The 23204-nt window shown below is 62.8% G+C and carries 20 protein-coding genes; 12 read left to right on the top strand and 8 right to left on the bottom strand.

Annotated features, from left to right (window positions below):
- Position 1 precedes the first annotated feature (1 nt).
- The 6 genes from ccmD to ccmI are packed head-to-tail and all read left to right on the top strand — an operon-like array spanning position 2 to position 5110.
- On the top strand, positions 2-235 hold the full coding sequence (ccmD, locus tag CLH61_RS05130; RefSeq protein ID WP_228152534.1) for a heme exporter protein CcmD: 234 nt from the start codon (positions 2-4) through the stop codon (positions 233-235).
- A 21-nt stretch (positions 236-256) separates the two neighbouring features.
- Positions 257-730 (top strand): cytochrome c maturation protein CcmE, encoded by a 474-nt coding sequence (gene ccmE, locus CLH61_RS05125; RefSeq protein ID WP_099613719.1) that lies wholly within the window; start codon positions 257-259, stop codon positions 728-730.
- 38 nt (positions 731-768) lie between these two features.
- Positions 769-2778 (top strand): heme lyase CcmF/NrfE family subunit, encoded by a 2010-nt coding sequence (locus tag CLH61_RS05120; protein WP_099613617.1) that lies wholly within the window; start codon positions 769-771, stop codon positions 2776-2778.
- The gene (locus CLH61_RS05115) at positions 2775-3311 is read left to right on the top strand and encodes a DsbE family thiol:disulfide interchange protein (RefSeq protein ID WP_099613616.1); all 537 of its coding nucleotides are present in this window, start codon (positions 2775-2777) and stop codon (positions 3309-3311) included. The genes CLH61_RS05120 and CLH61_RS05115 overlap by 4 nt, the downstream gene beginning before the upstream one ends.
- Positions 3311-3781, top strand: coding sequence for a cytochrome c-type biogenesis protein (locus CLH61_RS05110; RefSeq protein ID WP_099613615.1), 471 nt, complete (start codon positions 3311-3313; stop codon positions 3779-3781). Before CLH61_RS05115 ends, CLH61_RS05110 begins: the two co-directional genes overlap by 1 nt.
- Positions 3782-3820: 39 nt before the next feature.
- Positions 3821-5110: a c-type cytochrome biogenesis protein CcmI gene (gene ccmI / locus CLH61_RS05105; RefSeq protein WP_099613614.1), complete on the top strand. Its 1290-nt coding sequence runs from the start codon at positions 3821-3823 to the stop codon at positions 5108-5110.
- Positions 5111-5125: 15 nt separating this feature from the next.
- Here ccmI and CLH61_RS05100 read toward each other — a convergent pair whose 3' ends face one another.
- From CLH61_RS05100 to CLH61_RS05075, 6 genes are read right to left on the bottom strand one after another with little or no spacing between them, the layout of a single operon-like run.
- Positions 5126-6871, bottom strand: coding sequence for a BatD family protein (locus CLH61_RS05100; RefSeq protein WP_099613613.1), 1746 nt, complete (start codon positions 6869-6871; stop codon positions 5126-5128).
- Positions 6865-8694: a VWA domain-containing protein gene (locus CLH61_RS05095; RefSeq protein ID WP_228152533.1), complete on the bottom strand. Its 1830-nt coding sequence runs from the start codon at positions 8692-8694 to the stop codon at positions 6865-6867. The genes CLH61_RS05100 and CLH61_RS05095 overlap by 7 nt, the downstream gene beginning before the upstream one ends.
- Entirely contained in the window at positions 8687-9694 is a 1008-nt protein-coding gene (locus CLH61_RS05090; protein WP_099613611.1) for a vWA domain-containing protein, read from the bottom strand. Before CLH61_RS05090 ends, CLH61_RS05095 begins: the two co-directional genes overlap by 8 nt.
- Complete coding sequence (locus CLH61_RS05085; protein ID WP_099613610.1) at positions 9688-10158, bottom strand: DUF4381 domain-containing protein; 471 nt, start codon at positions 10156-10158, stop codon at positions 9688-9690. Before CLH61_RS05085 ends, CLH61_RS05090 begins: the two co-directional genes overlap by 7 nt.
- Before the next feature lie 13 nt (positions 10159-10171).
- On the bottom strand, positions 10172-11122 hold the full coding sequence (locus CLH61_RS05080) for a DUF58 domain-containing protein (RefSeq protein ID WP_099613609.1): 951 nt from the start codon (positions 11120-11122) through the stop codon (positions 10172-10174).
- A gap of 13 nt (positions 11123-11135) precedes the next feature.
- Positions 11136-12098 carry an AAA family ATPase gene (locus CLH61_RS05075; protein ID WP_099613608.1) on the bottom strand — a complete coding sequence of 321 codons (963 nt, stop codon included), beginning with the start codon at positions 12096-12098 and terminating at the stop codon, positions 11136-11138.
- 144 nt (positions 12099-12242) lie between these two features.
- Between CLH61_RS05075 and CLH61_RS05070 the strand changes: the two genes are divergently transcribed.
- From CLH61_RS05070 to CLH61_RS05055, 4 genes are all read left to right on the top strand, one after another.
- Positions 12243-17129, top strand: a complete 4887-nt coding sequence (locus CLH61_RS05070) for an NAD-glutamate dehydrogenase (protein ID WP_099613607.1) — start codon at positions 12243-12245, stop codon at positions 17127-17129.
- A 74-nt stretch (positions 17130-17203) separates the two neighbouring features.
- Positions 17204-17881, top strand: coding sequence for a carbonate dehydratase (can, locus tag CLH61_RS05065; RefSeq protein WP_099613606.1), 678 nt, complete (start codon positions 17204-17206; stop codon positions 17879-17881).
- A complete protein-coding gene (locus tag CLH61_RS05060) occupies positions 17881-18921 on the top strand; it encodes a class I SAM-dependent methyltransferase (protein WP_099613605.1) in 1041 nt (346 codons plus the stop codon). Before can ends, CLH61_RS05060 begins: the two co-directional genes overlap by 1 nt.
- 84 nt (positions 18922-19005) lie before the next feature.
- Positions 19006-19857: a UDP-2,3-diacylglucosamine diphosphatase gene (locus CLH61_RS05055; protein WP_099613718.1), complete on the top strand. Its 852-nt coding sequence runs from the start codon at positions 19006-19008 to the stop codon at positions 19855-19857.
- Between the two features lie 82 nt (positions 19858-19939).
- Here the strand turns inward: CLH61_RS05055 and CLH61_RS05050 are convergent, their stop codons facing one another.
- Entirely contained in the window at positions 19940-20392 is a 453-nt protein-coding gene (locus tag CLH61_RS05050; RefSeq protein ID WP_143752087.1) for a hypothetical protein, read from the bottom strand.
- A gap of 154 nt (positions 20393-20546) precedes the next feature.
- Here CLH61_RS05050 and CLH61_RS05045 point away from each other — a divergent pair, with 154 nt between their 5' ends.
- Positions 20547-21707, top strand: a complete 1161-nt coding sequence (locus CLH61_RS05045) for a class I SAM-dependent methyltransferase (protein ID WP_099613603.1) — start codon at positions 20547-20549, stop codon at positions 21705-21707.
- Here the strand turns inward: CLH61_RS05045 and CLH61_RS05040 are convergent.
- Complete coding sequence (locus CLH61_RS05040; protein WP_099613602.1) at positions 21686-22300, bottom strand: riboflavin synthase subunit alpha; 615 nt, start codon at positions 22298-22300, stop codon at positions 21686-21688. The genes CLH61_RS05045 and CLH61_RS05040 overlap by 22 nt on opposite strands.
- A gap of 197 nt (positions 22301-22497) precedes the next feature.
- Between CLH61_RS05040 and CLH61_RS05035 the strand changes: the two genes are divergently transcribed.
- Positions 22498-23172 (top strand): TetR/AcrR family transcriptional regulator, encoded by a 675-nt coding sequence (locus CLH61_RS05035; protein WP_099613601.1) that lies wholly within the window; start codon positions 22498-22500, stop codon positions 23170-23172.
- The last annotated feature ends 32 nt before the right edge of the window (positions 23173-23204 follow it).

Raw genomic sequence — 23204 nt, 5'->3', positions numbered from 1 at the left:
GATGATGGCGTTTGACTCCCTTGCTGCCTTTATCGCCATGGAAGGGCATGGCCCGTACGTGTGGACCTGTTACGGGGTTTTCTTTCTGTTTGTCGGCGGGCTGATGGCCTGGTCAATTCGCCAGCGCCGTGACGTCATGCGCAGCCAGTTGCGCGAGCTGGAGCGTGATAGCACAGCCCGCGCCGGACGCGAGGCGCAGCCGGCAGCCAGTTTTACCCGAATTAACCCTTCCTGAGAATGAGTGGCTGAAAACACCATGCATCCGATTCGCAAAAAACGGTTAACCATCGTCCTGTTCCTGCTGGCCGGCGTTGCCGTTGCCGTAGGACTGACGACCTATGCCTTACGGCAGAACATCAACCTGTTCTACGACCCGACCCAGATTGCGGCCGGTGAGGCTCCGGTGGACGTACGCATTCGCGCCGGCGGCATGGTCGAGGAGGGCTCGGTCGCCCGCGACCCGGAGAGTCTGAAGGTGGTTTTCAACGTCACCGATTTCAACCAGTCCGTCACCGTGGAATACACCGGTATCCTGCCGGATCTGTTTGCGGAAGGGCAGGGCGTGGTTGCCATGGGCCGGTTACAGCCGGATGGCCGTTTTGTAGCCGACCAAGTGCTGGCCAAGCACGACGAGAACTATATGCCGCCGGAAGTGTCTGATGCCCTGGAAAAGGCGTCCGCTGCCAATGGTAAACCCGCTACTACCCAGACCAAAGACGCCAGTTACTGAGCGCCAGTGCGTCACCAATGATCAACGGGGGATAACAGATGTATCCGGAACTCGGACAGTTTGCGCTGATTCTTGCGCTGTTGCTGGCAGTGCTGCTTTCCGTAGTACCGCTGGTCGGTGCAATAACTGGGCGTGACAACCTGCAGGCGTTCGCCCGACCGCTGGCGACCGGCCAGTTTGTGTTTATTGCACTGGCGTTTGCGCTACTGACCCAGGCTTTCCTGGTGGATGACTTCTCGGTGGCCTATGTGGCCAACAACAGCAACAGCCTGCTGCCCTGGTACTACAAGTTCAGTGCGGTGTGGGGCGGCCACGAAGGCTCGCTGCTGTTGTGGATCCTGATGCTGGCAGGCTGGACCCTGGCGGTCGCCGTGTTCAGTCGTCGCCTGCCAACGGTCATGGTGTCCCAGGTGCTGTCGGTGCTGGGCATGGTCAGCGTGGGCTTTCTGCTGTTCATCGTGCTGACCTCCAACCCCTTTGACCGGCTGTTGCCCAACGTACCGGCAGATGGCGCGGACCTTAATCCGCTGTTGCAGGATTTCGGCCTGATTGTCCATCCGCCCATGCTCTACATGGGCTATGTCGGCTTCTCGGTGGCCTTTGCCTTTGCGATTGCCGCGCTGATCAACGGCCGGCTGGATGCCGCCTGGGCGCGCTGGTCGCGGCCCTGGACCACGGTGGCCTGGTCGTTCCTGTCGGTGGGCATTGCGCTCGGCAGCTGGTGGGCTTACTACGAGCTCGGCTGGGGCGGTTGGTGGTTCTGGGATCCGGTGGAGAACGCCTCCCTGTTGCCCTGGCTGGCGGGAACAGCATTGATGCATTCCCTCGCCGTCACGGAAAAACGCGGGGTGTTCAAAAGCTGGACCGTGCTGCTGGCCATCGTTACCTTTGCCCTGAGCCTGCTGGGCACCTTCCTGGTGCGTTCCGGCGTGCTGACGTCGGTCCATGCCTTTGCCTCGGACCCGACCCGCGGCGCGTTCCTGTTGGGCTTGCTGGCGTTTACCATCGTTTCCAGCCTGACCCTGTATGCGTTCCGGGCGCCGGTGGTGCACGCCCGGTCCAGCTACGGCGGGCTGTCACGGGAGATTTTCCTGCTGCTGAATAACGTTCTGCTGGTGGCGGCGACCCTGCTGGTGCTGGTGGGAACCCTTTATCCGTTGGTCCTCGATTACCTGGATATGGGCCGGTTGTCCATTGGCGAGCCGTTCTTCAACCTGACATTCAGCCCGCTGGCGGTGGCTGTGGGGCTGCTGCTGGGCGCCGGTATTTTCTCCCGCTGGAAGAAAACCGACGGCGGCTGGCTGGCGCGGCAGCTGTTGTGGCCGGCGGCCACCAGCCTGGTAATTACTGCGGCGGCGCTGAGCTATTACGGCAGCTTTACACCCTGGGCTTTCGCCGGCCTGCTATCGGCGACCTGGGTGACGGTCGCCACCCTGCGCGATCTTTGGCTCAAATCATCGTCGAAAAAAGGTCGCTGGCATGGCCTTCGCCGCCAGTCCCGTAGCTACTACGGTATGGTGCTGGGGCATCTTGGCCTGGCATTGACCATGGCCGGGGCCACCGTGGTATCCAACTACGGCGTGGAACGGGATGTGCGGATGGCGCCGGGCGATACGGCGGAAATCGGTGAATTGCGGTTTTATTTTGCCGAAATTGGTAGCCGGCAGGGCGCGAATTTTACCGCCACCTACGGTCGTTTCGAGATCACCAGCGACGGCGAGCCCATTGCCACGTTGTTTCCGGAAAAACGCCAGTACGTGGTACAGCGCAACATGATGACCGAGGCGGGTATCGATGCCGGCCTGTTCCGTGACCTGTTTGTCGCCCTGGGAGAAGAGGTATCCGGTGATGCCTGGGCGGTCCGTCTGCAATACAAGCCGTTGATCCGCTGGCTGTGGCTGGGCGCCTTGTTCATGGCCGCGGGCGGGTTCCTGGCGATTGCTGACCGCCGTTACCGGATCCGCGACAAGGTGGCAGTGAGTGAGCCGGCTGCTCCCTCTGCAGCGAACCCGGCGGCAACCGCGGGTACCCGGGAGGTGCTGTCGTGAGGCGCGTGCTGCTGTTTATTCCCGTTCTGCTGGCGGTCACCCTGGGTATTGTGCTGTTTGCCGGAATTGGCAAGGATCCCAACAAACTGGAATCCGCGCTGATTGGCAAGCCGGTGCCGGAGTTTGTGCTGGCCGACCTGCATAATCCGGAGGTGCAGCTGGGGCCGGAGGTGTTTCGTGGCCAGGTCTCCCTGCTTAACGTATGGGGAACCTGGTGCCCGGCTTGCCGCGATGAGCATGGCGACCTGGTATGGCTGGCGGAGCAGCAGGGTATCCGCATCGTCGGCCTGAACTACAAGGATGAACGGGAGCTGGCGTTGCAGTGGCTGGACCGTCTGGGGGATCCGTACCAGGTGAGCCTGTATGACCCCCGGGGCGAACTGGGTTTTGATCTGGGTGTTTATGGTGCGCCCGAAACCTACGTCATCGACCCGGACGGGATCGTCCGTTACCGCCATGTCGGTGTGGTGAACGAGAAAGTCTGGCGCGAAGACCTCGAGCCGGTGGTCCGTAAGTTCCGGGAGGATAGCTGATGCGCCGGGTATGGTTGATGCTCGCGGTGCTGGCGGCGACCCCGCTCTGGGCCAGCACCAGTGATGTCTACCCCTTTGACAGTGCCGCTGAGCAGGAGCGCTTCAACAACCTGATCACCGAGCTGCGCTGCCCCAAGTGCCAGAACCAGAATATCGCCGACTCCAATTCGCCGATCTCCAAAGACATGCGTGATGAGGTGTACCGGATGATGCAGGATGGTGCCACCAACGAGGAGGTGACCAACGCCCTGGTGTCACGGTTTGGCGAGTTTGTCCGCTACAAGCCCCGGCTTGAGCAACGTACCTGGCTGTTGTGGGCCACCCCGGTGCTGGCGGTGCTGGCCGGTCTGCTGGTGGTTGCCGGCATTGTGCTGCGTTCGCGCCGGGCCGCCGCCGGCAGCCCGGGACTGTCTGCGGAGGAGAAGGCCCGCGCCGAACGCATTCTCGGCAAGGACAGCGGCAGCCACTGAGATTTCCAGTCGAATTCATGAACGAGTAACGGTCACTTTATGACAACCACTTTCTGGGTCATGGCCGGGCTGCTGATTGCCCTGGCGCTTGCTTTTATTGCCTACCCACTGTTTTTCAACCGGGCCCGCCAGCGGGCGGAATCCGATATCCGCAACCAGAACCTGATGGCCTACCGCACCCGGATGGCCGAACTGGACGCCGAATTTGCCGCCGGCGTTATCGATGAAGAAAACTTTCGCCAGCTCAAGGAAGAGCTTGCGGGCAGCATGCTGGATGACGTGGGCGACCCGGATGAAGCGCCTGCGGCTGCTGCTGTGAGCCCGCGTCGTGGTGCACCGGCGTTGGTGGTGCTGGCGAGCGTGGTGGCGGTGCCGGTGGCTGCGGTCATGCTGTATCAGCAGTGGGGCGCGCTGGACGACGTCGAGCAGTTCCAGGCCATGCAGGCGATGGTGGCCGCGGACGGCGACCGGGCCGCGCAGATGCTGGCGCTGACCGCGCAGCTCCGGGCGCAGTTGGAGGCCAGCCCGGATAACCCGGATGGCTGGGCCATGCTGGCCCGCAGTTACATGCGGCTGGAAAAGTATCCCGAGGCTGCCCGGGCCTTTGAGCGTCTGGCCGGAGTGGTCGACGAGGACGGATCCCGGGCCGTGGCCTGGGGATTATCGGCCCAGGCGTGGTTCTTTGCCAGCCAGGGGGCAATGGACGAACAGGTCACCCGCGCCATTACCAGGGCCCGTGCGCTCAACCCCGATGAAGTGAATGCGCTGGGGCTGCTGGGTATCAATGCCTTCAGCCGCCAGGCGTTCGAAGAGGCCATCGGCCACTGGGAGCGTATTGTCGAGGTGGCCCCGGACCATCCGCAACTGCCCGCGATCCGCGAAGGTATTGCCCAGGCTTACCAGCGCCTGGGACGGGAAGCGCCGATGCCCGAATCCGGCCCGGCAGTTGCCGGCCAGACCGTCAGCCCGCAAGGAGTTTCCGTGCGGGTGGAGCTGGCGGACGCATTCCGCGAGGAGGTACCGGCAGATACCACCCTGTTCATCTTTGCCCGCAAACCCGGGAACCGCAGTGGCCCGCCGGTCGCGGTGGCACGCCTGACCGCCGCTGATCTGCCGGCGGATATCCGTCTTGACGACAGCTATGCCATGGCGCCGACCGCCCGGATCTCCGAGGCCGGTGAAGTGCTGGTAACGGCGCGACTGTCACCTTCTGGCAGTGCCATGCCCCAGGCTGGTGACTGGCAGGGAGGGCTCGATAACCCGCTACCGGTGACCGCCGAGGCGGGCCAGCCGGTGGTACTGGTTATCGACCAGCAGCTTCATAACTGAGTGCTGGCCAGCCGCTCAGCGGCTGGCCAATTGCTCCGGATAGAGCGGAGGCAAACCGCTCGCCGGTGCCGCCGACGCCAATGCTGCCCGGGCGCTGTCGAGGGCCGTCACCAGATTTTCCCCGTCCCACCCCTCACCATCCTCCGGCTGTTGCTGGCCAAACAGTCGTGCCTGCAGTGATGTCAGTGCTTCTGCCAGCTTTTCGTCCGCAACGTAACGTTCCACGTCGGCAAGGGTATAGGCGGGCAGGTCCGGCCGATAACTGCGCAGCCAGCGCGGCAGCAGGTCCAGTGTCTGCGGGCTGCCTGCACCTGCGGCCTTGCGCAGCCGTTCAAACAACTCTCGCTCCACCGGCGAGCCGGCGCTTACCCTGCTCGCGAAGGCAGTCGGACTACGGCGTTTCCAGAGCATTACACTGGCCAGTAAGGTCACCGCCCAGCCGGCGGCCAGCACAGCACTCAGCCAGGGCCAGAAGCTGCTGGTGGCAGCTTCGGCGCCGGAACTGCTGGTGGTGGTCGGGGAATCGATCACTGGCGCTGCATCGGAACCTGTCAACCGGGCAGGTGCGGCACCGCTGGCAGCGACGGTCAGTTGCCGAGCCGGTATCACCGCCACCTGCTCGGTGTCTGTGGTGGTGTCCCACCAGGGAATGCGAATTTCCGGCAGGGTAACCTCGCCGGCGCGAATCGCTATCAGGGCATGGGTCCGGGTCAGGGTGGCAGTGAGGCCATCCGGTCCCGGTTCGGTGCTGCGTTCCGGCGATTCCGGGTAACTGCGGATGCTGTCAGGGTAGCGGTCGGGGAACGGCGGCAAGGTTTCTGACGGCAGGCCGCGGGCGGTCATCACCAGGGTCCGGGCCAGGTTGTCGCCTTCGGTCAGGCTACCGTGTCCTGGAATACCGGTTTCGGTCAGTTCCAGTGTGCTGGCCGGCAACCAGGTATCACCACTGAACGACGCCGGCACGGGTTTGACTGGCAGTTCGAACAGGGTTGCGCTGTCCCGCAGGAAGCGGAGCTGGCCTCCCGCGTCGCGGCTCTGGCCTTCAAAGCGGATGGCTTCCAGCGCCAGGGTACCTGGCTGCTGGGGGAAGATGGCGTAGCGCCGTTCCACCACCCGGTAGCGCTGGCCATCGCGGTAGCGGCTGTATTCCTGCTGCCGGCCGAGGGATTCCACCAGGGCATCAGGATGGCTTGGTTCGGACAGTTCCCCGCGGATCAGGTTGCCGGTAAAGAACAGGCGGACCGTCAGGACCAGTTGTTCCTGGACGTAGAGCTCGTCTTTATCAGCCGCAAGCTCGATAAAGGCGGATTTGGATTCTGCAGTGCCCTGTGCCGGCGCGTTTCCGGGCAACACCGAAACAGTGACGGGGTCGGATTGCGCACCCCGGAAACTGAGCGATGGAATGGTAATGTCGCCGGTGGATTTGGGGGCCAGCTGATAGGTCCACGTTATTTCGCCCACCATTTTGCTGTTGATGGTGCGGATACTGTAGCGCTGGTTGTTGGCGAGAACCTCGAAATCCTGTTCCAGTTTCTCCACGTCCGGTGCCGGCAGGTTGGCGGCACCGAGGTCGAACAGGTTGTCGAAGTTGATCGAGATTTCCATGCTGCCCTTGATGGTCAGGGTCAGCACCTCGCCCTCATACAGCTCGGTCCGGTCAGGCTCGACCGAGAGGTTGTTCGCACTGGCGTGGCCCGGCACGAGGACCAGCGTGGCCAGCAGCGCCATCAGCGCGAAGATCGCGGTTAACGGCTTCACCATGGTGTGTCACCCTTGTCAGGTTGTGTGTTGCGTTCCTGGAACTGTTGCAGGAACTTGCGCCTGAGCAGGCCCCCGGGATCATCCGGTATCCGGCGCAGGGCCTGCTCCTGGCCCTGGCTGAGCTCGCCGGGTTGCAGGGCCCCGGGCGCATTACCGGGAGTTTCGGTCGGCTGGGAATCGTTGCGGTCCTGTGCGCCGTCCTCGCCGGATTCCGCGGGCTGCGGGCGGTTCTCCGGAGTTGGGCCCTGCTCCCCTGGCCCGCTTTGCTGCGCGCTGCTATCGTTCTGCTGGCCGGTCTCGCCTTCGCCACCGGGCTTTTGCTGGCGCCTGCCATCCCTTTGTCCCTCACCGTCCTGCTGGCCCTGCTGGTCGCCCTCCTGTTGCTGCTGGTCAGGCTCGCTGTCGGCGCCGGATTGCTGTTGGCCGCCGTCCTGCTGCTGTTGCTCGAGCAGGCGCTCCACCAGGGCCCTGTTGAAGGTGGCGTCCTCGTGACCGGGGTGGGCGGCCAGCGCTGCGTCGTAGGCGGCAAGGGCCTGGCTGAGCTCGCCGCTGCGGGCGAGGGCATTGCCGCGATTGTACAGCGCATCCGCAGTTTCGCTGCGACCAAAAGCTTCCGCTGACGCCTCAAAGTCGCCACTGCGATACAGCGCGGTTCCCTGCCATTGCGGATCGTCCAGGCGGCTGGCGGCGGCGCGGGGATCCTGCCGGATCAGGTCTTCAGCCCGTTGGTCCGGGCGCAACCAGAGATCCTCCCATTCCAGGGCCATGGCCGGCTGTGGTGCCAGCGGGCTGACCAGCAGCAGTAGCGTCAGCAGGGCGCCACGCCGCCACAGCGGTAGGACCAGCAGGGCCGCCAGCCACAGCAACCAGTAACCGTCGTCCTGCCTGCGCTCGATCGCCAGTTCGCGGGCGCCTTGCTGACCGTTACCGGCGTCTGCGGTGCCCAACGCCAGCGCGCGGATGTCGTCGTCGTTGAGGGTCAGGGGCCGGCTGCTGCCACCCGTTGCCGCGGCGAGGTCGGCGAGGCTGTCGGGGTTGGCCCGGGTAATGACGATGGTGCCGGCGCTGTCCCGCAGGAAACCACGCTTGGCGAGGGGGATCGGGCCGCCGTCGGTGGTGCCGGTGACGATGGCGCTGAGCGACCAGGGAGTTCCGGACAGCTGACTGCGGATAGCCGTGCGGTAACGCACGTAAACCTCGTCGCTGATCAGCAGGATGCGGCCCCGGGCGGGGGCTCCCTGTGCAAGCAGCTCCTGCGCCCGGGCCACCCCCAGGTCGGCGCGGTTGCCCTGCGCGGGCATCATCACCGGATCCAGTGCCTCGAGCATACCTTCGATGGTGCGCCGGTCATCGGTCAGCGGGCTGACAACATGGCCATCGGCGGAGTACACCACCAGTGCGGTCAGGCTGCCCTCACGGGCCGCCAGGATATCGCGGATCTTGCGTTTGGCGCGGGTCAGGCGGTCAGGCTGAACGTCGTTGGCCAGCATGGACAGCGACAGGTCGAGCACGATGACCAGGCTGTCATCCTGCTGTTGGAGCGGGGTTGGAGCCTGGCGCCAGGACGGACCGGCGAGGGCAAGGGCGAGTACCAGCAGGGCAAGGCCGGCGGGCAGCCATTGTGGCAAACGGTGCGTTACGCCGGTGGTCGCCGGCCCTGGCCGCCCGGCATCCGCCGGCAGCAGGGGCGCCAGCAACCGCTGCGGGATGATGTTATGCCAGCCACTGTCACCGGCATGGCGGAACCGCAACATGAAAGGCAGCAACGGGATTGCCAGTATCAGCAGCAACCAGAGTGGACGCAGAAAATGGAAGTCAGCCAAACTCAGTCCTCCTTCGGCGAACCCGGACAACGCCGGCAATCCGGACCAGCAGCCACAGCAGTACCGCGGTGCCGGCTGGCCAGACATAGAGTTCGGTTACCGGACGATAGAAGCGGCCATCCAGTTCGATGGGCTCGAGCTGGTTAATGCTGTCGTAGATCAGCTCCAGCTCTGGCAGGCTGCGGGCGCGGAAATAGCGGCCGCCGGTCTGCTCGGCCATCCGGGTGAGCAGGGCCTCGTCGAGATCCCGCGACGGATTGACCCGCTGTGAGCCCAGCAGCCCCCGTTGCAGGATCGATTCGGCGCCGATGCCTATGGTGTAGAGCCGCACCCCCGCGGAGCGCGCGATCCCGGTGGCGGTGTCCGGGCTGATCTCACCGGCCGTATTGGCACCGTCGGTCAGCAGGATGACCACCCGCTGGTCCTGGGGCCGGTCTCTCAGCCGCTTGACAGCCAGGCCGATGGCATCGCCGATGGCGGTGGCGCGCCCCGCCATACCAATGCCGGCTTCGTGGAGCAGGGTGCGGACAGTTTCGGTATCAAAGGTCAGCGGTGCCTGGATGTAGGGCTCGGTGCCGAACAGCAACAGGCCGAGGCGGTCGCCCTTGCGGTTATGGATGAACTCGTCGAGGACCCGTTTGACCGCCTGTAGCCGGTTGATACTGCGGTCCTGGTAGATCATATCGCGCTCGTCCATGCTCGGTGAAATGTCCACCGCCAGCAGCAGGTCCCGACCTGTCATGGGCATGCGGATTGATTCGCCGAGGTGCTGGGGGCGGGCGAGGGCAAGCACCAGCAGCAGCCACAGCAACAGCAGGACAAACTGCTGCCAGCGGGAACGACGGTTGCCGCTGCGGCTCACGCCGGGCATACCGGCCAGCCAGTGGCCAACGGGAATCACCGGAGCTTCGACCTGCTGGGGAGGCCGCCGCCGGGCCAGCAGAAGCACAAGTGGTAACACGGCGAGGATCAGTACCCAGGGATAGGCCAGGTTCAGCATTGCTGCCTCCCGAGCCAGGCACGGCCGAGCCGTGCGGCCTCGCCCGGGTCGCAGTGGGCGTCCGGTCGCCAGCAGCAGCTGACCATGGCCTCCAGGGCAGGGCGCGCTGTCCTGTTCTCGGCGGGGCCGGTTTCCAGCAGGAACTCGATCCAGTCGTCACCGGACAGCGCTTCGGGCCGCCGCTCGGGATAGCGGATGCGGGCGCAGCGTTTGAGCAAGCCGTTGAGTTCGCTGAACCAGGCGGGGTCCTGGCTGGCCCGCTGTTCCAGCCCTTGCAGTTCAGCCCGGGCCAGACGGAGCCAGCGGTTGCGGCGACGGTTGCGCACCAGTAGCCACACCGCAAGGCAAACCAGCACCAGCGCGGCCGCGGCCAGTATCCACCAGCCCGGTGCGGGCGGCCAGAAGCCGCCGGGGTCGGGCAGGTGAATGTCTCTGAGCTGGCTGAGAGGGTCCTGGTCCATCATCGTGTAACCATCATTAATCGATACGCCCCCGGGGGCCAAGCAATCCCTGCAGGCTATGGGCAGGTGCGTCAATGGTACTGACCACCGCTGGCAGCACGCCAGCCGTGCGGAAACAGGTTGCCAGGGCCTGTTCGTGGCGGTCGAGCCGCCCGGCCCAGGCCTCACGGAACTGGCGATCGCCGGCGTTGAACCAGATCGGGCCTTCCGGACCAGCGACGGCAAACCGGCCACTGTCCGGCAGGTGTTGCTCAAGCGGATCGACGATGCGCAGGGCATGTACGTTATTGTGACGGCTGAGCGCGCCCAGCAGGGTGGTGGTCTCCGGGCTGGTGGTCATGAAATCGCTGATGACAAAGATCCGGCTGCCGGTATGAGCCACGCGCCGGGCCTCCTGCAACGCCTGATCCAGGCCGCCCGACTGCTGATCGGTAACCGGGCCCACTCCGACAGGGCCCGGCGCCTGGCGTTGCAGTCGGGCCAGGGTGTCGAGCAGTTGCAGTACGGCCTTTTTGCGGCGGGCTGGCCGCTGTACCACCACCTGCAGGCCGTCACACACAATGCCGCCGACCTGGTCGCCGGCCCCGAGCGCGAGCCACGCGAGAATCGCTGCCAGTTGGGCGCAGCGGACCTGCTTGTAGGCGCCCTGGCTGGCAAAAAACAGCGAGGGACCAAGGTCGCAGACCAACAGGATCGGGCGCTCCCGCTCCTCCTCGTAGAGTTTGGTGTGAGGTGTCTGGCGCCTGGCGGTAACCCGCCAGTCGATGCTGCGGATATCGTCCCCGGGCTGGTACAGACGCACTTCGGCAAAGGCCATGCCACGACCACGGCGGGCAGAGCGCTGGAAGCCGGGCTGACGACTGCGCACCGGTCGTGCGCCGGGAAGCCGCAAGGCCCGGGCATCGGCCTGCAGCCGGATCAGTTCCGGCAGGGTGACGTGGATGCTGGCTTCGATGGTTTCGCTCATGGGTCCGGGCGGGTCAGGCGCTGACCGGAACGGCGTCGATAAGATGCTGGATAACGGCGTCGGTGGTGACACCCTCTGCCTCTGCTTCGAAGGTCAGTAGCAGGCGGTGGCGCAGGACATCAAAAGCGACGTTGCGGACATCGTCGGGGCTGACATAGTCGCGGCCATCCAGCCAGGCCAGCGCCCGCGCACAGCGGTCGAGGGCAATGGTGCCGCGCGGGCTGGCGCCAAAGGCCACCCAGCGTTCCAGCCCGGGGTCGACCGCGGCCGGATCACGACTGGCCAGTACCAGCGCCAGCAGGTATTGCTCGACCGGTTCGGCCATGTAGATATCGCTGAGTGCGTGGCGCGCGGTGAAAACCTCGTCGGCGGAAATGCGGACCGCCGCGGCAGGCTGGCCCTGGCGGTAATCGTTGCGGGCAAGGTGAAGGATCTCCCGCTCGGCACTGGCGGTGGGGTAACCGATCTTCACGTGCATCAGGAAGCGGTCAAGCTGGGCCTCCGGCAATGGGTAGGTGCCTTCCTGCTCTATGGGGTTCTGGGTGGCCATCACCATGAACAGGCGGTCAAGGGGAAAGGTGCGCATACCGACACTGACCTGCCGCTCCCCCATGGCCTCCAGCAGGGCCGACTGAACCTTGGCCGGTGCCCGGTTGATTTCGTCTGCCAGCACCAGGTTATGGAAGATCGGGCCGGCCTGGAACTCGAACTGGCCGGTCTCGGGGCGGTAGATTTCGCTGCCGGTGACGTCTGACGGCAGCAGGTCCGGGGTGAACTGGATGCGGTGGAAATCACCCTCGAGGTGATCGGCAAGGGCTTTGATCGCCGTTGTCTTGGCCAGTCCTGGCGCGCCCTCCACCAGCAGGTGGCCATCGGCGAGCAGGGCAATCAGCAGGCGTTCAACCAGGGTTTCCTGACCGATGATGCGTGTGGTGAGCTGAGCTTTCAGTTCAGCAAAACTGCGCTGTAGGTCCATGGCCGATCAGAGTCCCCTGCTTGCGTCAATTGTGGAAATTCAGGACCGCCAGTTTTTGTCTCTGCGGGGCAAAAATCAAGGGCTTGACTATGCTTATACGACATTACCTGAATTACGTTTACTTAACTTGCCGAGAGGTTGACTATGAATGCGCTGACGGTGGCCAGCAAAGAACAGTTTTTTGATCAGCTGGCACACGCCTTCGAGCAGAAGATCGAGAAGTCAGAAGCAAAGAAAATCATCGAGTTCGCGGTGCAGCATTGTGCCCATGTGCCCCTGGAGGAGCTGGTAAGCCGGCGCTTCTCGGACACCTACGGCGCCATCCTTGCGGCCTGGCAGTTCCTCCAGAAACGCAAGGCGGACGCCACTCCGGTAACGGTATTCAATCCGGATCTCGAGAGTGATGGCTGGCAATCCACCCATACCGTTATCTACATTCTGCATCCAAACATCCCGTTCCTCATCGATTCGGTTCGTATTGCCTTCAACCAGCGGGAAATCGGAACCCACTCGATCCAGCATTCCATTCTGCAGGTGGAGCGGGACCGTAACGGTAAACTGAAAAAGCTCCATGCGCCGGGTGGCAAGTCGGCCAAGGCGGAGTTCGAGGCATTCATCGTGCTGGAGATCGACCGTCACAGCGCCCCGGCAGACCTGGAAAACCTCGAGAGCGTATTACAGACGGTCTTGCATGAGGTGCGAATCGCGGTCTCCGACTTTCCCCGGGTGACCGACAAGGTCAATGCCATTATCGACGAGCTGGACACCACTTTCAGTCACCTGGAGAACGGCGACAAGGACGAAGCCAGGGCGTTTCTCAACTGGCTGGCGAGGGATCACTTTACCTTCCTCGGTTACGATGAATACGACTTTGCCCGTGACAAGAGCGGGATGGTGGTGCGGCGGGTGCCGGATTCGGAGCTGGGTATCCTGCGGGTCAACAACGAGCGTCCGGACCGGGTGCGGCTCAATGAATTGCCCAAGCGTACCCGTCACGAAATGACCCGGACCGACGATATCTTCATCTTCGCCAAGTCTGCCCAGCGTTCGCGGGTACACCGCCCGGCCTATCCGGACTACATCGCGGTGAAGAAATTCAATGACAAGGGCGAGGTGATCGGCGAGCGCCGTTTCCTTGGCCTGTACACCGCCCGGGCTTATAACGAACGCCCGGACGAGATTCCGTTGCTGCGCCGCAAGTTTGAGAAGGTGATGAAGCGCTCCGGCTTCCTGCGGGAGGACTATGCCGGCAAGGAGCTTGAACAGATCCTGATTCTGTATCCCCGGGACGAGCTGTTCCAGATCGAAAGTGACGATCTGCTGCGTACCGCGCTGGACATTCTCTACATTCAGGAACGTCGCCGCATCCAGCTGTTCATGCGGGAGGATGTCTATGGCCAGTTCGTGACCTGCCTAGCGTTTTTCCCCAGGGATATCTACAACACCGAGCTGCGGCTGAAGGTAGAGCAGGTGCTGCTGGACAAGCTGGGAGCGGAGGACATCGAGTTTGTCACCCATTTTTCGGAGTCAGTGCTGGCCCGGGTGCAGTTCACCATCCGGGTGCCCCAGGTGGAGAATCGTCAGCTGCCGGTGACAGAGATCCGCGACCAGGTAATCGGGCTGGCCCAGTCCTGGCGGGACGGACTTGCCGAGTCATTGACCGAGGCCTATGGCGAGGAGCGGGGTAACGAGCTGTTCCGGCTGTTCAGCGCTGCCTTCCCGCCCAGCTACCAGGACATGTTTTCCGGGCGCCGGGCCGCAATCGATCTTGACCATATCAGCGATGCGACGACCAACAACCGGCTGTGCATGAGTTTTTACCGGGCGCTGGAAGAAGATGAAAGCACCCTCCACATCAAGCTGTTTTACCCGGACGAGCCATTGCCGTTGTCGGATGTAATGCCGATCTTCGATAACCTGGGGTTCCGGGTGATCGGCGAGCACCCCTTTGAAGTGACAGATCGCAATGGCCGGGTGACCTGGATTCATGACTTCAGCCTGCAGGCTTACTCCGGCACCGTGGTGGATATCCACCGCATCAAGCCGATCTTCGAGGAACTGTTCCGGCGGGTATGGTACGGCGAAGCCGAGAACGATGCCTTCAACCGGTTGCTGCTGACGTCCTACATGAGCTGGCGACAGATTGCCCTGTTGCGGACGTACGCCCGCTACATGCGCCAAATCCGCTTCTCCAACAGCCAGACGTTTATTTCCAATACCCTGGTGAACCACGTTGAGCTGGCCCGGTTGCTGCTTGATTTCTTCGATGTGCGGTTCAACCCGGACCGCAGCCAGAGCCAGGGCAAGAGCCAGGCCGCGCAGCAGAAACTGGAAATCGAGTTCAGTGCCGGCCTTGACCAGGTGGACAATCTCAGTGAAGACCGGGTCCTGCGGCTGTACCTGGAGCTGATGCAGTGCACCCTGCGCACCAACTATTACCAGCTGGACGATGAGGGCAGGAGCAAATCCTACATCAGCGTCAAGTTCGATCCGCGTAGCATTCCGGACATGCCGCTGCCGCTGCCGATGTTCGAGATCTTCGTCTATTCGGCCCGGGTGGAAGGTGTCCACTTGCGTGGTGGGAAGGTGGCCCGCGGCGGTCTGCGCTGGTCCGATCGCTTCGAGGACTACCGCACCGAGATTCTTGGTCTGGTCAAAGCCCAGCAGGTGAAGAACGCGGTGATTGTACCGGTCGGTGCCAAGGGCGGCTTCGTTGCCAAGCAGCTTCCGGACCCTGCGGACCGTGAAGCGTTCCAGAAGGAGGGCGTGGAGGCGTACAAGACGTTTATCCGTGGCCTGCTCGATATCACCGATAACCTGGTGGATTCGGCGATACAGCCACCCGCGCGGGTGGTCCGTCATGACGAAGACGATCACTACCTGGTGGTGGCGGCCGACAAGGGCACCGCTACCTTCTCGGACATCGCCAATGGCCTGGCGGCCGAATACGGTTTCTGGATGGGGGATGCCTTCGCATCCGGAGGCAGCCATGGTTATGACCACAAGAAAATGGGTATCACCGCGAAGGGGGCCTGGGTGTCGGTGGAACGGCACTTCCGCGAGATGGGTATCAACCCGGTCACCGACGAGTTTACCGCCATCGGGATCGGCGACATGGCGGGGGATGTGTTTGGTAACGGCCTGCTGCGTTCGGACAAGACGCGGTTGGTGGCGGCGTTCAACCACCTGCATATCTTCGTTGATCCCGATCCGGATCCGGCAAAGAGCTTTGCTGAACGCCAGCGGCTGTTCGAGTTGCCCCGCTCGGCCTGGTCGGATTACGACAGCAGCCTGATCTCCAAAGGTGGCGGAGTATTCAGCCGCACGGCCAAGTCGATTCCGGTCAGTCCGGAAATGAAGAAGCTGCTGGGCATCAAGGCTGACCGGGTTCCGCCCAACATGCTGATCAGTCATATCCTGAAGGCGCCGGTGGACCTGCTGTGGTTTGGCGGCATCGGCACTTACGTCAAGGCGAAGAGCGAGACCCATGGTGATGTGGGTGACAAGGCCAACGACGGCCTGCGGGTTGACGGCGGCGAGTTGCGCTGCAAGGTGGTTGGTGAGGGCGGCAACCTGGGTATGACCCAGCTTGGCCGCATCGAGTTTGCGCTCAACGGCGGCCGCCTGAACACCGACTTCATCGACAATTCCGGTGGTGTTGACTGCTCGGACCATGAAGTCAACATGAAGATCCTGCTCAACCGGGCGGTTGCCCTCGGTGACCTGACCGAGAAGCAGCGCAACGTGATGCTGGAGAAGATGACCGATGATGTCTCCGCGCTGGTGCTCAAGAACAATTACCGGCAGACCCAGGCGCTCAGTATTGCCAGTGTCGAGGCGGCCACCCGGCTTGAGGAATACCGTCGCCTGATGAATACACTGGAAAGCGAGGACAAGCTGAACCGGGCGCTGGAATTCCTGCCGGACGATGAAACCCTGTCGGAGCGTAAACTCGACGGCAAAGGGCTGACCCGGCCCGAGCTCTCGGTGCTGATCTCCTACGTCAAGGGTGATCTCAAGCAGACACTGATTGACAGTGACCTGCCGGACGAACCGCTGCTGGCCAGCGAAATGCACAAGGTGTTCCCGGCGGCCCTGGTCCGCAAGTTCGGCAACGAACTGAATGCCCATCAGTTGCGGCGGGAAATCATCGCAACCCAGATTGCCAATGACATGGTCAACCACATGGGGATCACCTTTGTGGAGCGATTGATGCAATCCACCGGTGCGGATGCCAGCTCCATTGCACTGGCATGGATTATCGCCCGCGAGGTGTTCCGTCTCGACCTGTGGTGGGACCGCATCGAAGCGCTGGATTACACCGTGCCGGCGCAATTGCAGATGGGGCTGATGAACGATCTGATGCGGCTGATCCGCCGCGCGGTCCGCTGGTTGCTCCGCAACCGCCGCAGCGAGCTGAACATTCAGTCCCATATGGAACGGTTTGCTGACAGCATTGCCGAAATCACCAACAATCTGCCGCAGTATCTCGGCGACCAGGCCCGGGAACGCTGGCAGAAGCGTCATGACGAGCTGGTGGTGGCCGGCCTGCCGCAAGACCTGGCCCAGGTGGTTGCCGGAACCGATTACCTGTATTCCGCCCTGGGAATTATCGAGGCCCATGAGACCACAGGCATGCCGCTGAAAGTTGTGGCTAACCTGTACTACAACCTGGGCGACAAGCTGGACCTCAACTGGTTTGCCTCGGCGATTGCCGACCTGCTGCCAGCCTCCCACTGGCAGGCGCTGGCGCGGGAAAGCTTCCGTGAAGATCTCGACTGGCAGCAGCGTGCGCTGACCACCGGTGTGCTTCAGCTCGCCGGGCAGCCGGCGCGGATTGATGCCTGCGTCGACAGCTGGATGGCGCGTTATGAGCCGATGATCAGTCGCTGGAAAGCGATGCTGGCGGAGCTTAAAGGGGTTCGCGAGCCCGAGTATGCGATGTTCTCGGTGGCCTTGCGGGAGTTGCTGGATCTGGCCCAGGCGACGCTGCATTCACCGGTCGAAGAAGGCTCCGCTCAGACCAACTGAGTATTGCCTTCAGGCGGCTTTTCCCGTTCAATTCCGCGGGCTTTGGTGATGTGTTCAATAGCGGGAGAGAGTTGATGAGTGAGCTGGATCATTTGCTGGAGAAAAACCAGGCTTGGGCCGATGGTATCAAGCAGCAAGACCCGGATTTCTTTCACCGACTCTCAAACCAGCAGGCGCCGGAGTACCTGTGGATTGGTTGCGCCGACAGCCGGGTGCCGGCCAACCAGATTGTCGACCTGCTGCCCGGCGAGCTGTTCGTGCACCGAAATGTGGCCAACGTGGTGGTTCACACCGACTTCAACTGCCTGTCGGTCCTGCAGTTCGCCATCGAGGTACTCAGGGTCAAACATATCCTGGTGGTTGGCCATTATGGCTGCGGCGGGGTCAAGGCGGCGCTGCTGAACGAAGGCTTTGGCCTGATCAGCAACTGGCTGCGCCACGTCCAGGATGTGCGGGACAAGTACACCGAGGTGCTGGCGGCGATTCCCGGTGTGTCGGACCGCGTTGACCGGCTTTGCGAGCTCAACGTCGTGGAGCAGGTTGGCCATGTCTGTCAGAACAACATCGTGCAGGAAGCCTGGCGGCGCAACCAGCCGCTGACGGTTCATGGCTTTGTCTACGATGTGGCGGACGGTATCCTGCGGGACATGGGCCTCAGCATTTCCGGCGAAGCCGAAGTCGAAAGCATCCGCCGCAACAGTGTCGAGGAGCTGATTCTCCGTCCGGTGCGCTCAGGACGCAAGAAACGCTGATGACTGACCTCCCCAATTCCCATGAAGCGCTGTTACGTAACCGTGACCTGCTCACCGGCCGGCTGGTGTTGCTCGGGGTGTCGTCACCGGCATTGATCGCCCGGCTGCCTGCCGGCGGTATCGCGGTCAGTGAACGCTGGGGCGATTACCAGCAGCTGGACGGTAACCCCCACTGGCAGCCGGTGTTCGGCTACGCGGCCGACGCCCTCGCGGCCGGTATCGCAGACACGGTGGTGATTTTTATGCCCAAGGCCAAGGCGGAGCTTGCCCTGCGCCTTGGCCTGGCACGCTGGTTGCTGGCCCCGGGCGGCAAAGTGGTGGTGGTCGGCGAGAAAAAAGAAGGGATTGCCGGTGCGGTTACCCTGTTAAAGAACATCGCTGACGACCCGGTGAAGGTGGACAGTGCACGGCACTGCCAGGTCTGGCTCGGCCATCCGCAGCCTGCCACCACGTTTGATCTGGCCGACTGGCACCAGTGGCACCCGGTTGAACGGGCCGGTGTGGGTTTCCGGGTCTGCGGGTTGCCTGGAATCTTCAGTGACGGCCGGCTGGATGACGGCACTGCGCTGCTGCTGGATTCGTTGGCCCGGTCGCCGGTTCGCGGACCGGTGCTGGATTTCGCTTGTGGTGCTGGCGTTATTGGCACCTGGCTGCAGCTGTGGCAGCGCCAGCGGGGTGAGACGCCGGCTCCGGTTGACGGGGTTGATGTCCAGGCCCAGGCGGTCTGGTGCGCGCGGGAAACCTACCGGGAAGCGGGGGTGGAAGGGGACATCCGGGCCTCCGACGGCCTCGCCGGTGTGACAGGCCATTACCGAACCATCCTGTCCAATCCGCCCTTCCATACCGGCGTGCGGACCGATACCGGTATTACGGCGCGTTTTCTGCAGGACGCCGCCCGCCACCTGCTGCCCGGCGGCGAGCTGAGGCTGGTAGCGAACACCTTCCTGCCTTACGAGGAGCCCATGAAACGCTTTGTCGGTCCGGTTGCTGTGTTGCACCGCGACAAGCGCTTTACGATTTACAGCGCCAAACGTCACTGAACTGTCCTGCCGCTGTCACAAACCGGTCACAGGTTTCCGCCAACTTACAGTTAATTCTGTGGATTGCGGGCGGAGGCACAGCTGATGCATCAATACCGGAGTGTGTTCATTTCCGATGTCCACCTGGGGTCAGCTGACTGCCAGGCGGGATATCTGATGGATTTCCTGACCCATGTGCAGTGCGAGACGCTGTACCTGGTGGGTGATATTGTCGACCTTATCGCGATGCAACGCCGGGTCCATTTTCCTGAATCCCACCAGGCGGTGGTCCGCAAACTGCTGGAGCTTGCCCGCAACGGTACCCGGGTGATCTATGTTCCGGGCAACCATGACGAGTTCCTCCGCCATTTCTGTGGCCAGACCCTTGCTGGCATCGAATTGCGCCAGAAAGCCATTCATACCACCGCCGATGGTCGCCGTTTCGTGGTCTGTCATGGTGACCAGTTCGACCAGGTGGTGAGGTGCAGTCCGCTGATGCTGCTGGTGGGTGACCGGGCCCACGGTCTGTTGCTCAGGCTGAACCGCTGGTTCAATGCCTGGCGGCGGGTGCGCCGCAAGCCTTACTGGTCCCTGGCGGCCTGGATCAAGACCCGCATTGGCAAGGCCCGCTCTTTTATCCGCCGCTTTGAGTTGGCCGCCCTGACGGCTGCCGAGCGTGGCCACTATGACGGTTTTATCTGCGGTCACATTCACTCTGCGGGCTTTCTGCGCAGCGAAGAGGGACTGTACTGCAATGATGGTGACTGGGTGGAGCATTGCACCGCCCTGGTCGAACGTCAGGACGGCAAGCTGGAAATCCTGCACTGGTCCGAGCAGCCGCGGGTGATTCACCAGGAGCCGGCGGTTCCTTCGCCCGAGTTTGGCGCGGGCGTGCGGCCGGTGGCCGACGTCCTCAGTCCTTCCTTCATCGAACAGGTGAATGCCGCGCCAAAATAGCCGCGGCCAGTCAGAGAATAAAAAAGCCCCTGGGGTAAGGGGCAAAAGGTTTGCGCTCCAAGAGACGGGAGCCAACCTGAAATCAGTTTTGCGGGCGGTCTTCCGTAGAGGCCTCGTCCGCGCCTGCGCGGCGGGCTGTCAGTTCACGGAACTGCACCATGACCTTCCTTGCTTCGGCCTCCGCACGGCTGCGAGCCTGGGCGAGCCTGGGCCTGACGTCGGCCTGGTAAGTCTTGCCCGCCTTGTCGGTGACGTAGGCCGTCATCATATTGGCATCCCACCACAGCTTTTTGCGCAGGTCGTAAGTGGCCGCGTCCAGGTGCAGGGCAAAGGCGCGCAGGGACGGGTTGCGGCTGCGGATCTGGGATACGACTTCCGCCATGCTGCGGGGCTCGCTGAGGTCTGCACCAAGCTCCTGCAGGACTTTCTTCAGCTCCACCGAGGCCCGGTCGAAGCCGGGGCGCAGTTGTTCTTCGAGGCGCTTGCTGGCGGCCTGGACGGATTCAAGACGCTGCTTGAGTGTTTGCTGGTTCATGAGGTACTCCCGATAATCATCAATACGTGCCGGATAAGGGCCCTGGCAGGCACTTTCTGCACTGTTGGCAAGCACTTTAGGGTTAATTTCTAGAGTAATCAGCCTAGAATGGCGAGCTGAAACAGAACGGACCAGACGGACGCCTTTATTCGCCATGAAAAAAACGGATGCCAATCCCCAGTTTCTTCAGTCACCTGCCGGCCCGCTCCGGCTGCAGCGCCCGGGTGCCCGCGGCGAGAACCTGCGGGCGTGGGATGCCGCCGATGAGCTGCTGCTGGAAATGGCGGCGGCACGGTTGACGCCGGGGCAGCGGGTTGCCGTGGTGGATGACCAGTTCGGAGCCCTGACCCTGGGTTTGGGAAAGCTGGCGCCGGTGTCGGTGGCAGACAGTGCCACCCTGGCCGGAGCGCTGGCACTCAATGCGCCGTCCGGGGCCGAGTCGGTATCACCGTACAGCTGGCTGAACGCCCCGACCGCCGGGGAGCAGCCCTTCGACGCCATTGTCCTGCGGATTCCCCGTCAGCTGGATTATCTCGCCTGCCTGCTGCGCTGGGTAAACCGGGTGCTGAAACCGGACGGGCTGCTGCTTGCGGGGGGAATGATCAAGCACCTGCCCGATCGCAGTGCGGCGGTGTTCGGTCAACTGGTGCAGACCGACGAAGTCAGTCCGGCCCGCAAGAAGGCGCGGGTGATTGTCTGTCGTCCGGGTACGGAAGAAACCGGGGCTGCCGACTGGAAAGGCTACCGGCTGGCCGATTACGATCTCGCTGTGGACGCGCTGCCAGCCGTATTTTCGCGGGAAAGTCTGGATATCGGCACCCGCCTGCTGTTACCGGAAGTGGCCAGGGCCGTGGCCGCGCTGGACGAGCGGGCGCGGGTGCTGGATCTGGCCTGCGGCAATGGCGTGCTGGGGCTGACTGCGCTGGCGGCAGGATTTGGCGGCGAAGTGTTATTTACTGATGTGTCGAGCCAGGCGGTGGCCAGCGCCCGTCACAACGTCGAAGGCCAGTTTGCGGGTGGCAAGGCCCGCTTCTGTCACAGCGACGGTATACCCGGGGATGCCGGGCAATTCGAGCTGATCCTGCTTAACCCGCCGTTCCATGAAGGTGGTGTGGTCGGGGATCATATTGCCCTGCGTCTGTTCGCCGAAGCGTCCCGCCACCTGGCGCCGGGGGGCAGGATGCTGATGGTGGGAAACCGTCACCTCGGCTACCACCGCAGTCTCCGGCGCTACTTCGGGCAGGTACGGCAACTGGCGGCGGATCCGAAGTTTGTGGTCTTCGAGGTGGCGAATCAGCCTGCCGGTCGGTCGTAACCCAGGCGGGCCAGGGTGTCGACAATGGTCTGGGTCTGGCTGTCGATCTCGATATTGACCCGGTCACCGACCCGGGCCGCGGAAAAAATGGTAGCCCGCAGGGTTTCCGGAATCAGATGCACATTGAAGCGGTTGCCTAGGACATCGCCAATAGTCAGGCTGGCGCCATTGATGGCGATGTATCCCTTCGGAAAAATATAGCGGGCCCAGGCCTGCGGAACTTCGAAGTGCAGCGTGCAATTGTTTTCCGGTCGCTCGATCTCGACGATGGTGGCGGTGGTGTGGATGTGACCCGACAGCAGGTGGCCGCCGATCTCATCGCCGATACGGGCAGCCCGCTCGAAGTTGACCTTGTCGCCGGGCTTGAGGTCGCCAAGGGTGGTAAGACGCAGGGTTTCCTGCATAGCATCAAAGAACAGGCAGTCATCCTGCTGGCGGGTGACGGTCAGGCAGGTACCGTTGAGGGCTACGGAGGCACCGATGGTGACGGCATCCAGGTTTTCTGCAGGAAAACGAACCCTGAACGTCGTCAGGCCCGGTTGGGCCAGCGCTTCTTCGATGGTGGCAACACCCTGAACAATTCCGGTAAACATGCATGAACCCCATAACTGAACGACGATAAACCAGGGAGCCCGGACTGGCGGGCTGGCAGTGGCAAGAATAGCGGGGCAGGGCGGTGCTGCCAAGCGTTGCGCCATGGCCAAGACCGGCACAACGCAGTAAACTTGACATAGCCGGATCTCAAACGTATGTTTCAAACAGACGTTTGCTAGAGGCTCCGATAATTTCCATGGCTCAATCCGATACCGTAGACCGCATTCTCGATGCTGCCGAAGAATTGTTCGCAGAACGGGGATTTTCCGAAACATCCCTGCGGATGATTACCGGCAAGGCCAAGGTGAATCTGGCGGCCGTAAATTATCACTTCGGTTCCAAGAACGCGTTGATCCAGGCCGTGTTCGCCCGCTTTTTGACACCGTTCTCCGTCACCCTCGGAAAATCGTTTGATGATCTTGAAGCGCGAAACGCCGGCCGGCGGCCCGAGTTGCAGGATATCCTGGCGGTGCTGACCGAGAGTGCCGCGCGGATGCCCCAGCGCAGTGACAAGGGCATCTCCATCTTCATGCGACTGCTCGGCCTTGCCTACACCCAGTCCCAGGGACACCTGCGCAAGTTTCTCGAGCAGGAGTACAGCGAGCCGTTCGGGCGCTTCATGCGGCTGCTGAAAGAGGCGACCCCGCAATTGTCGGCGGTAGACCGCTACTGGCGTATCCAGTTCATGCTCGGGGCGACCGCGTTTACCATGTCCAGCAGTGATGCGTTGCGGGATATTCTGCAGAACAAGCTCGGCGTGGAAACCTCGGTGCAGGAGATCGCCGCGCGTCTGGTGCCCTTCCTCGCTGCCGGCATGCAGGCGGAACAGACCCTGCTGGTGCCGGGCCAGCGCAAAGCCCCGGTTGCCTGACCCTGTCCGGTCGGTTACGCTTCCCGCTCTTC

Source organism: Marinobacter profundi, from assembly GCF_002744715.1.
Classification (GTDB): Bacteria; Pseudomonadota; Gammaproteobacteria; order Pseudomonadales; family Oleiphilaceae; genus Marinobacter; species Marinobacter profundi.
This window is presented reverse-complemented; position numbering and strand designations above follow the sequence as displayed.

Excerpts from the sequence above, each read along its gene's own strand:
- ccmD (WP_228152534.1), top strand. The coding sequence starts at position 2 with ATGATGGCGTTTGACTCCCTTGCTGCCTTTATCGCCATGGAAGGGCAT.
- ccmE (WP_099613719.1), top strand. The coding sequence starts at position 257 with ATGCATCCGATTCGCAAAAAACGGTTAACCATCGTCCTGTTCCTGCTG.
- CLH61_RS05120 (WP_099613617.1), top strand. The coding sequence starts at position 769 with ATGTATCCGGAACTCGGACAGTTTGCGCTGATTCTTGCGCTGTTGCTG.
- CLH61_RS05110 (WP_099613615.1), top strand. The coding sequence starts at position 3,311 with ATGCGCCGGGTATGGTTGATGCTCGCGGTGCTGGCGGCGACCCCGCTC.
- ccmI (WP_099613614.1), top strand. The coding sequence starts at position 3,821 with ATGACAACCACTTTCTGGGTCATGGCCGGGCTGCTGATTGCCCTGGCG.
- CLH61_RS05100 (WP_099613613.1), bottom strand. The coding sequence starts at position 6,871 with ATGGTGAAGCCGTTAACCGCGATCTTCGCGCTGATGGCGCTGCTGGCC.
- CLH61_RS05090 (WP_099613611.1), bottom strand. The coding sequence starts at position 9,694 with ATGCTGAACCTGGCCTATCCCTGGGTACTGATCCTCGCCGTGTTACCA.
- CLH61_RS05085 (WP_099613610.1), bottom strand. The coding sequence starts at position 10,158 with ATGATGGACCAGGACCCTCTCAGCCAGCTCAGAGACATTCACCTGCCC.
- CLH61_RS05080 (WP_099613609.1), bottom strand. The coding sequence starts at position 11,122 with ATGAGCGAAACCATCGAAGCCAGCATCCACGTCACCCTGCCGGAACTG.
- CLH61_RS05075 (WP_099613608.1), bottom strand. The coding sequence starts at position 12,098 with ATGGACCTACAGCGCAGTTTTGCTGAACTGAAAGCTCAGCTCACCACA.
- CLH61_RS05070 (WP_099613607.1), top strand. The coding sequence starts at position 12,243 with ATGAATGCGCTGACGGTGGCCAGCAAAGAACAGTTTTTTGATCAGCTG.
- can (WP_099613606.1), top strand. The coding sequence starts at position 17,204 with ATGAGTGAGCTGGATCATTTGCTGGAGAAAAACCAGGCTTGGGCCGAT.
- CLH61_RS05060 (WP_099613605.1), top strand. The coding sequence starts at position 17,881 with ATGACTGACCTCCCCAATTCCCATGAAGCGCTGTTACGTAACCGTGAC.
- CLH61_RS05055 (WP_099613718.1), top strand. The coding sequence starts at position 19,006 with ATGCATCAATACCGGAGTGTGTTCATTTCCGATGTCCACCTGGGGTCA.
- CLH61_RS05050 (WP_143752087.1), bottom strand. The coding sequence starts at position 20,392 with ATGAACCAGCAAACACTCAAGCAGCGTCTTGAATCCGTCCAGGCCGCC.
- CLH61_RS05045 (WP_099613603.1), top strand. The coding sequence starts at position 20,547 with ATGAAAAAAACGGATGCCAATCCCCAGTTTCTTCAGTCACCTGCCGGC.
- CLH61_RS05040 (WP_099613602.1), bottom strand. The coding sequence starts at position 22,300 with ATGTTTACCGGAATTGTTCAGGGTGTTGCCACCATCGAAGAAGCGCTG.
- CLH61_RS05035 (WP_099613601.1), top strand. The coding sequence starts at position 22,498 with ATGGCTCAATCCGATACCGTAGACCGCATTCTCGATGCTGCCGAAGAA.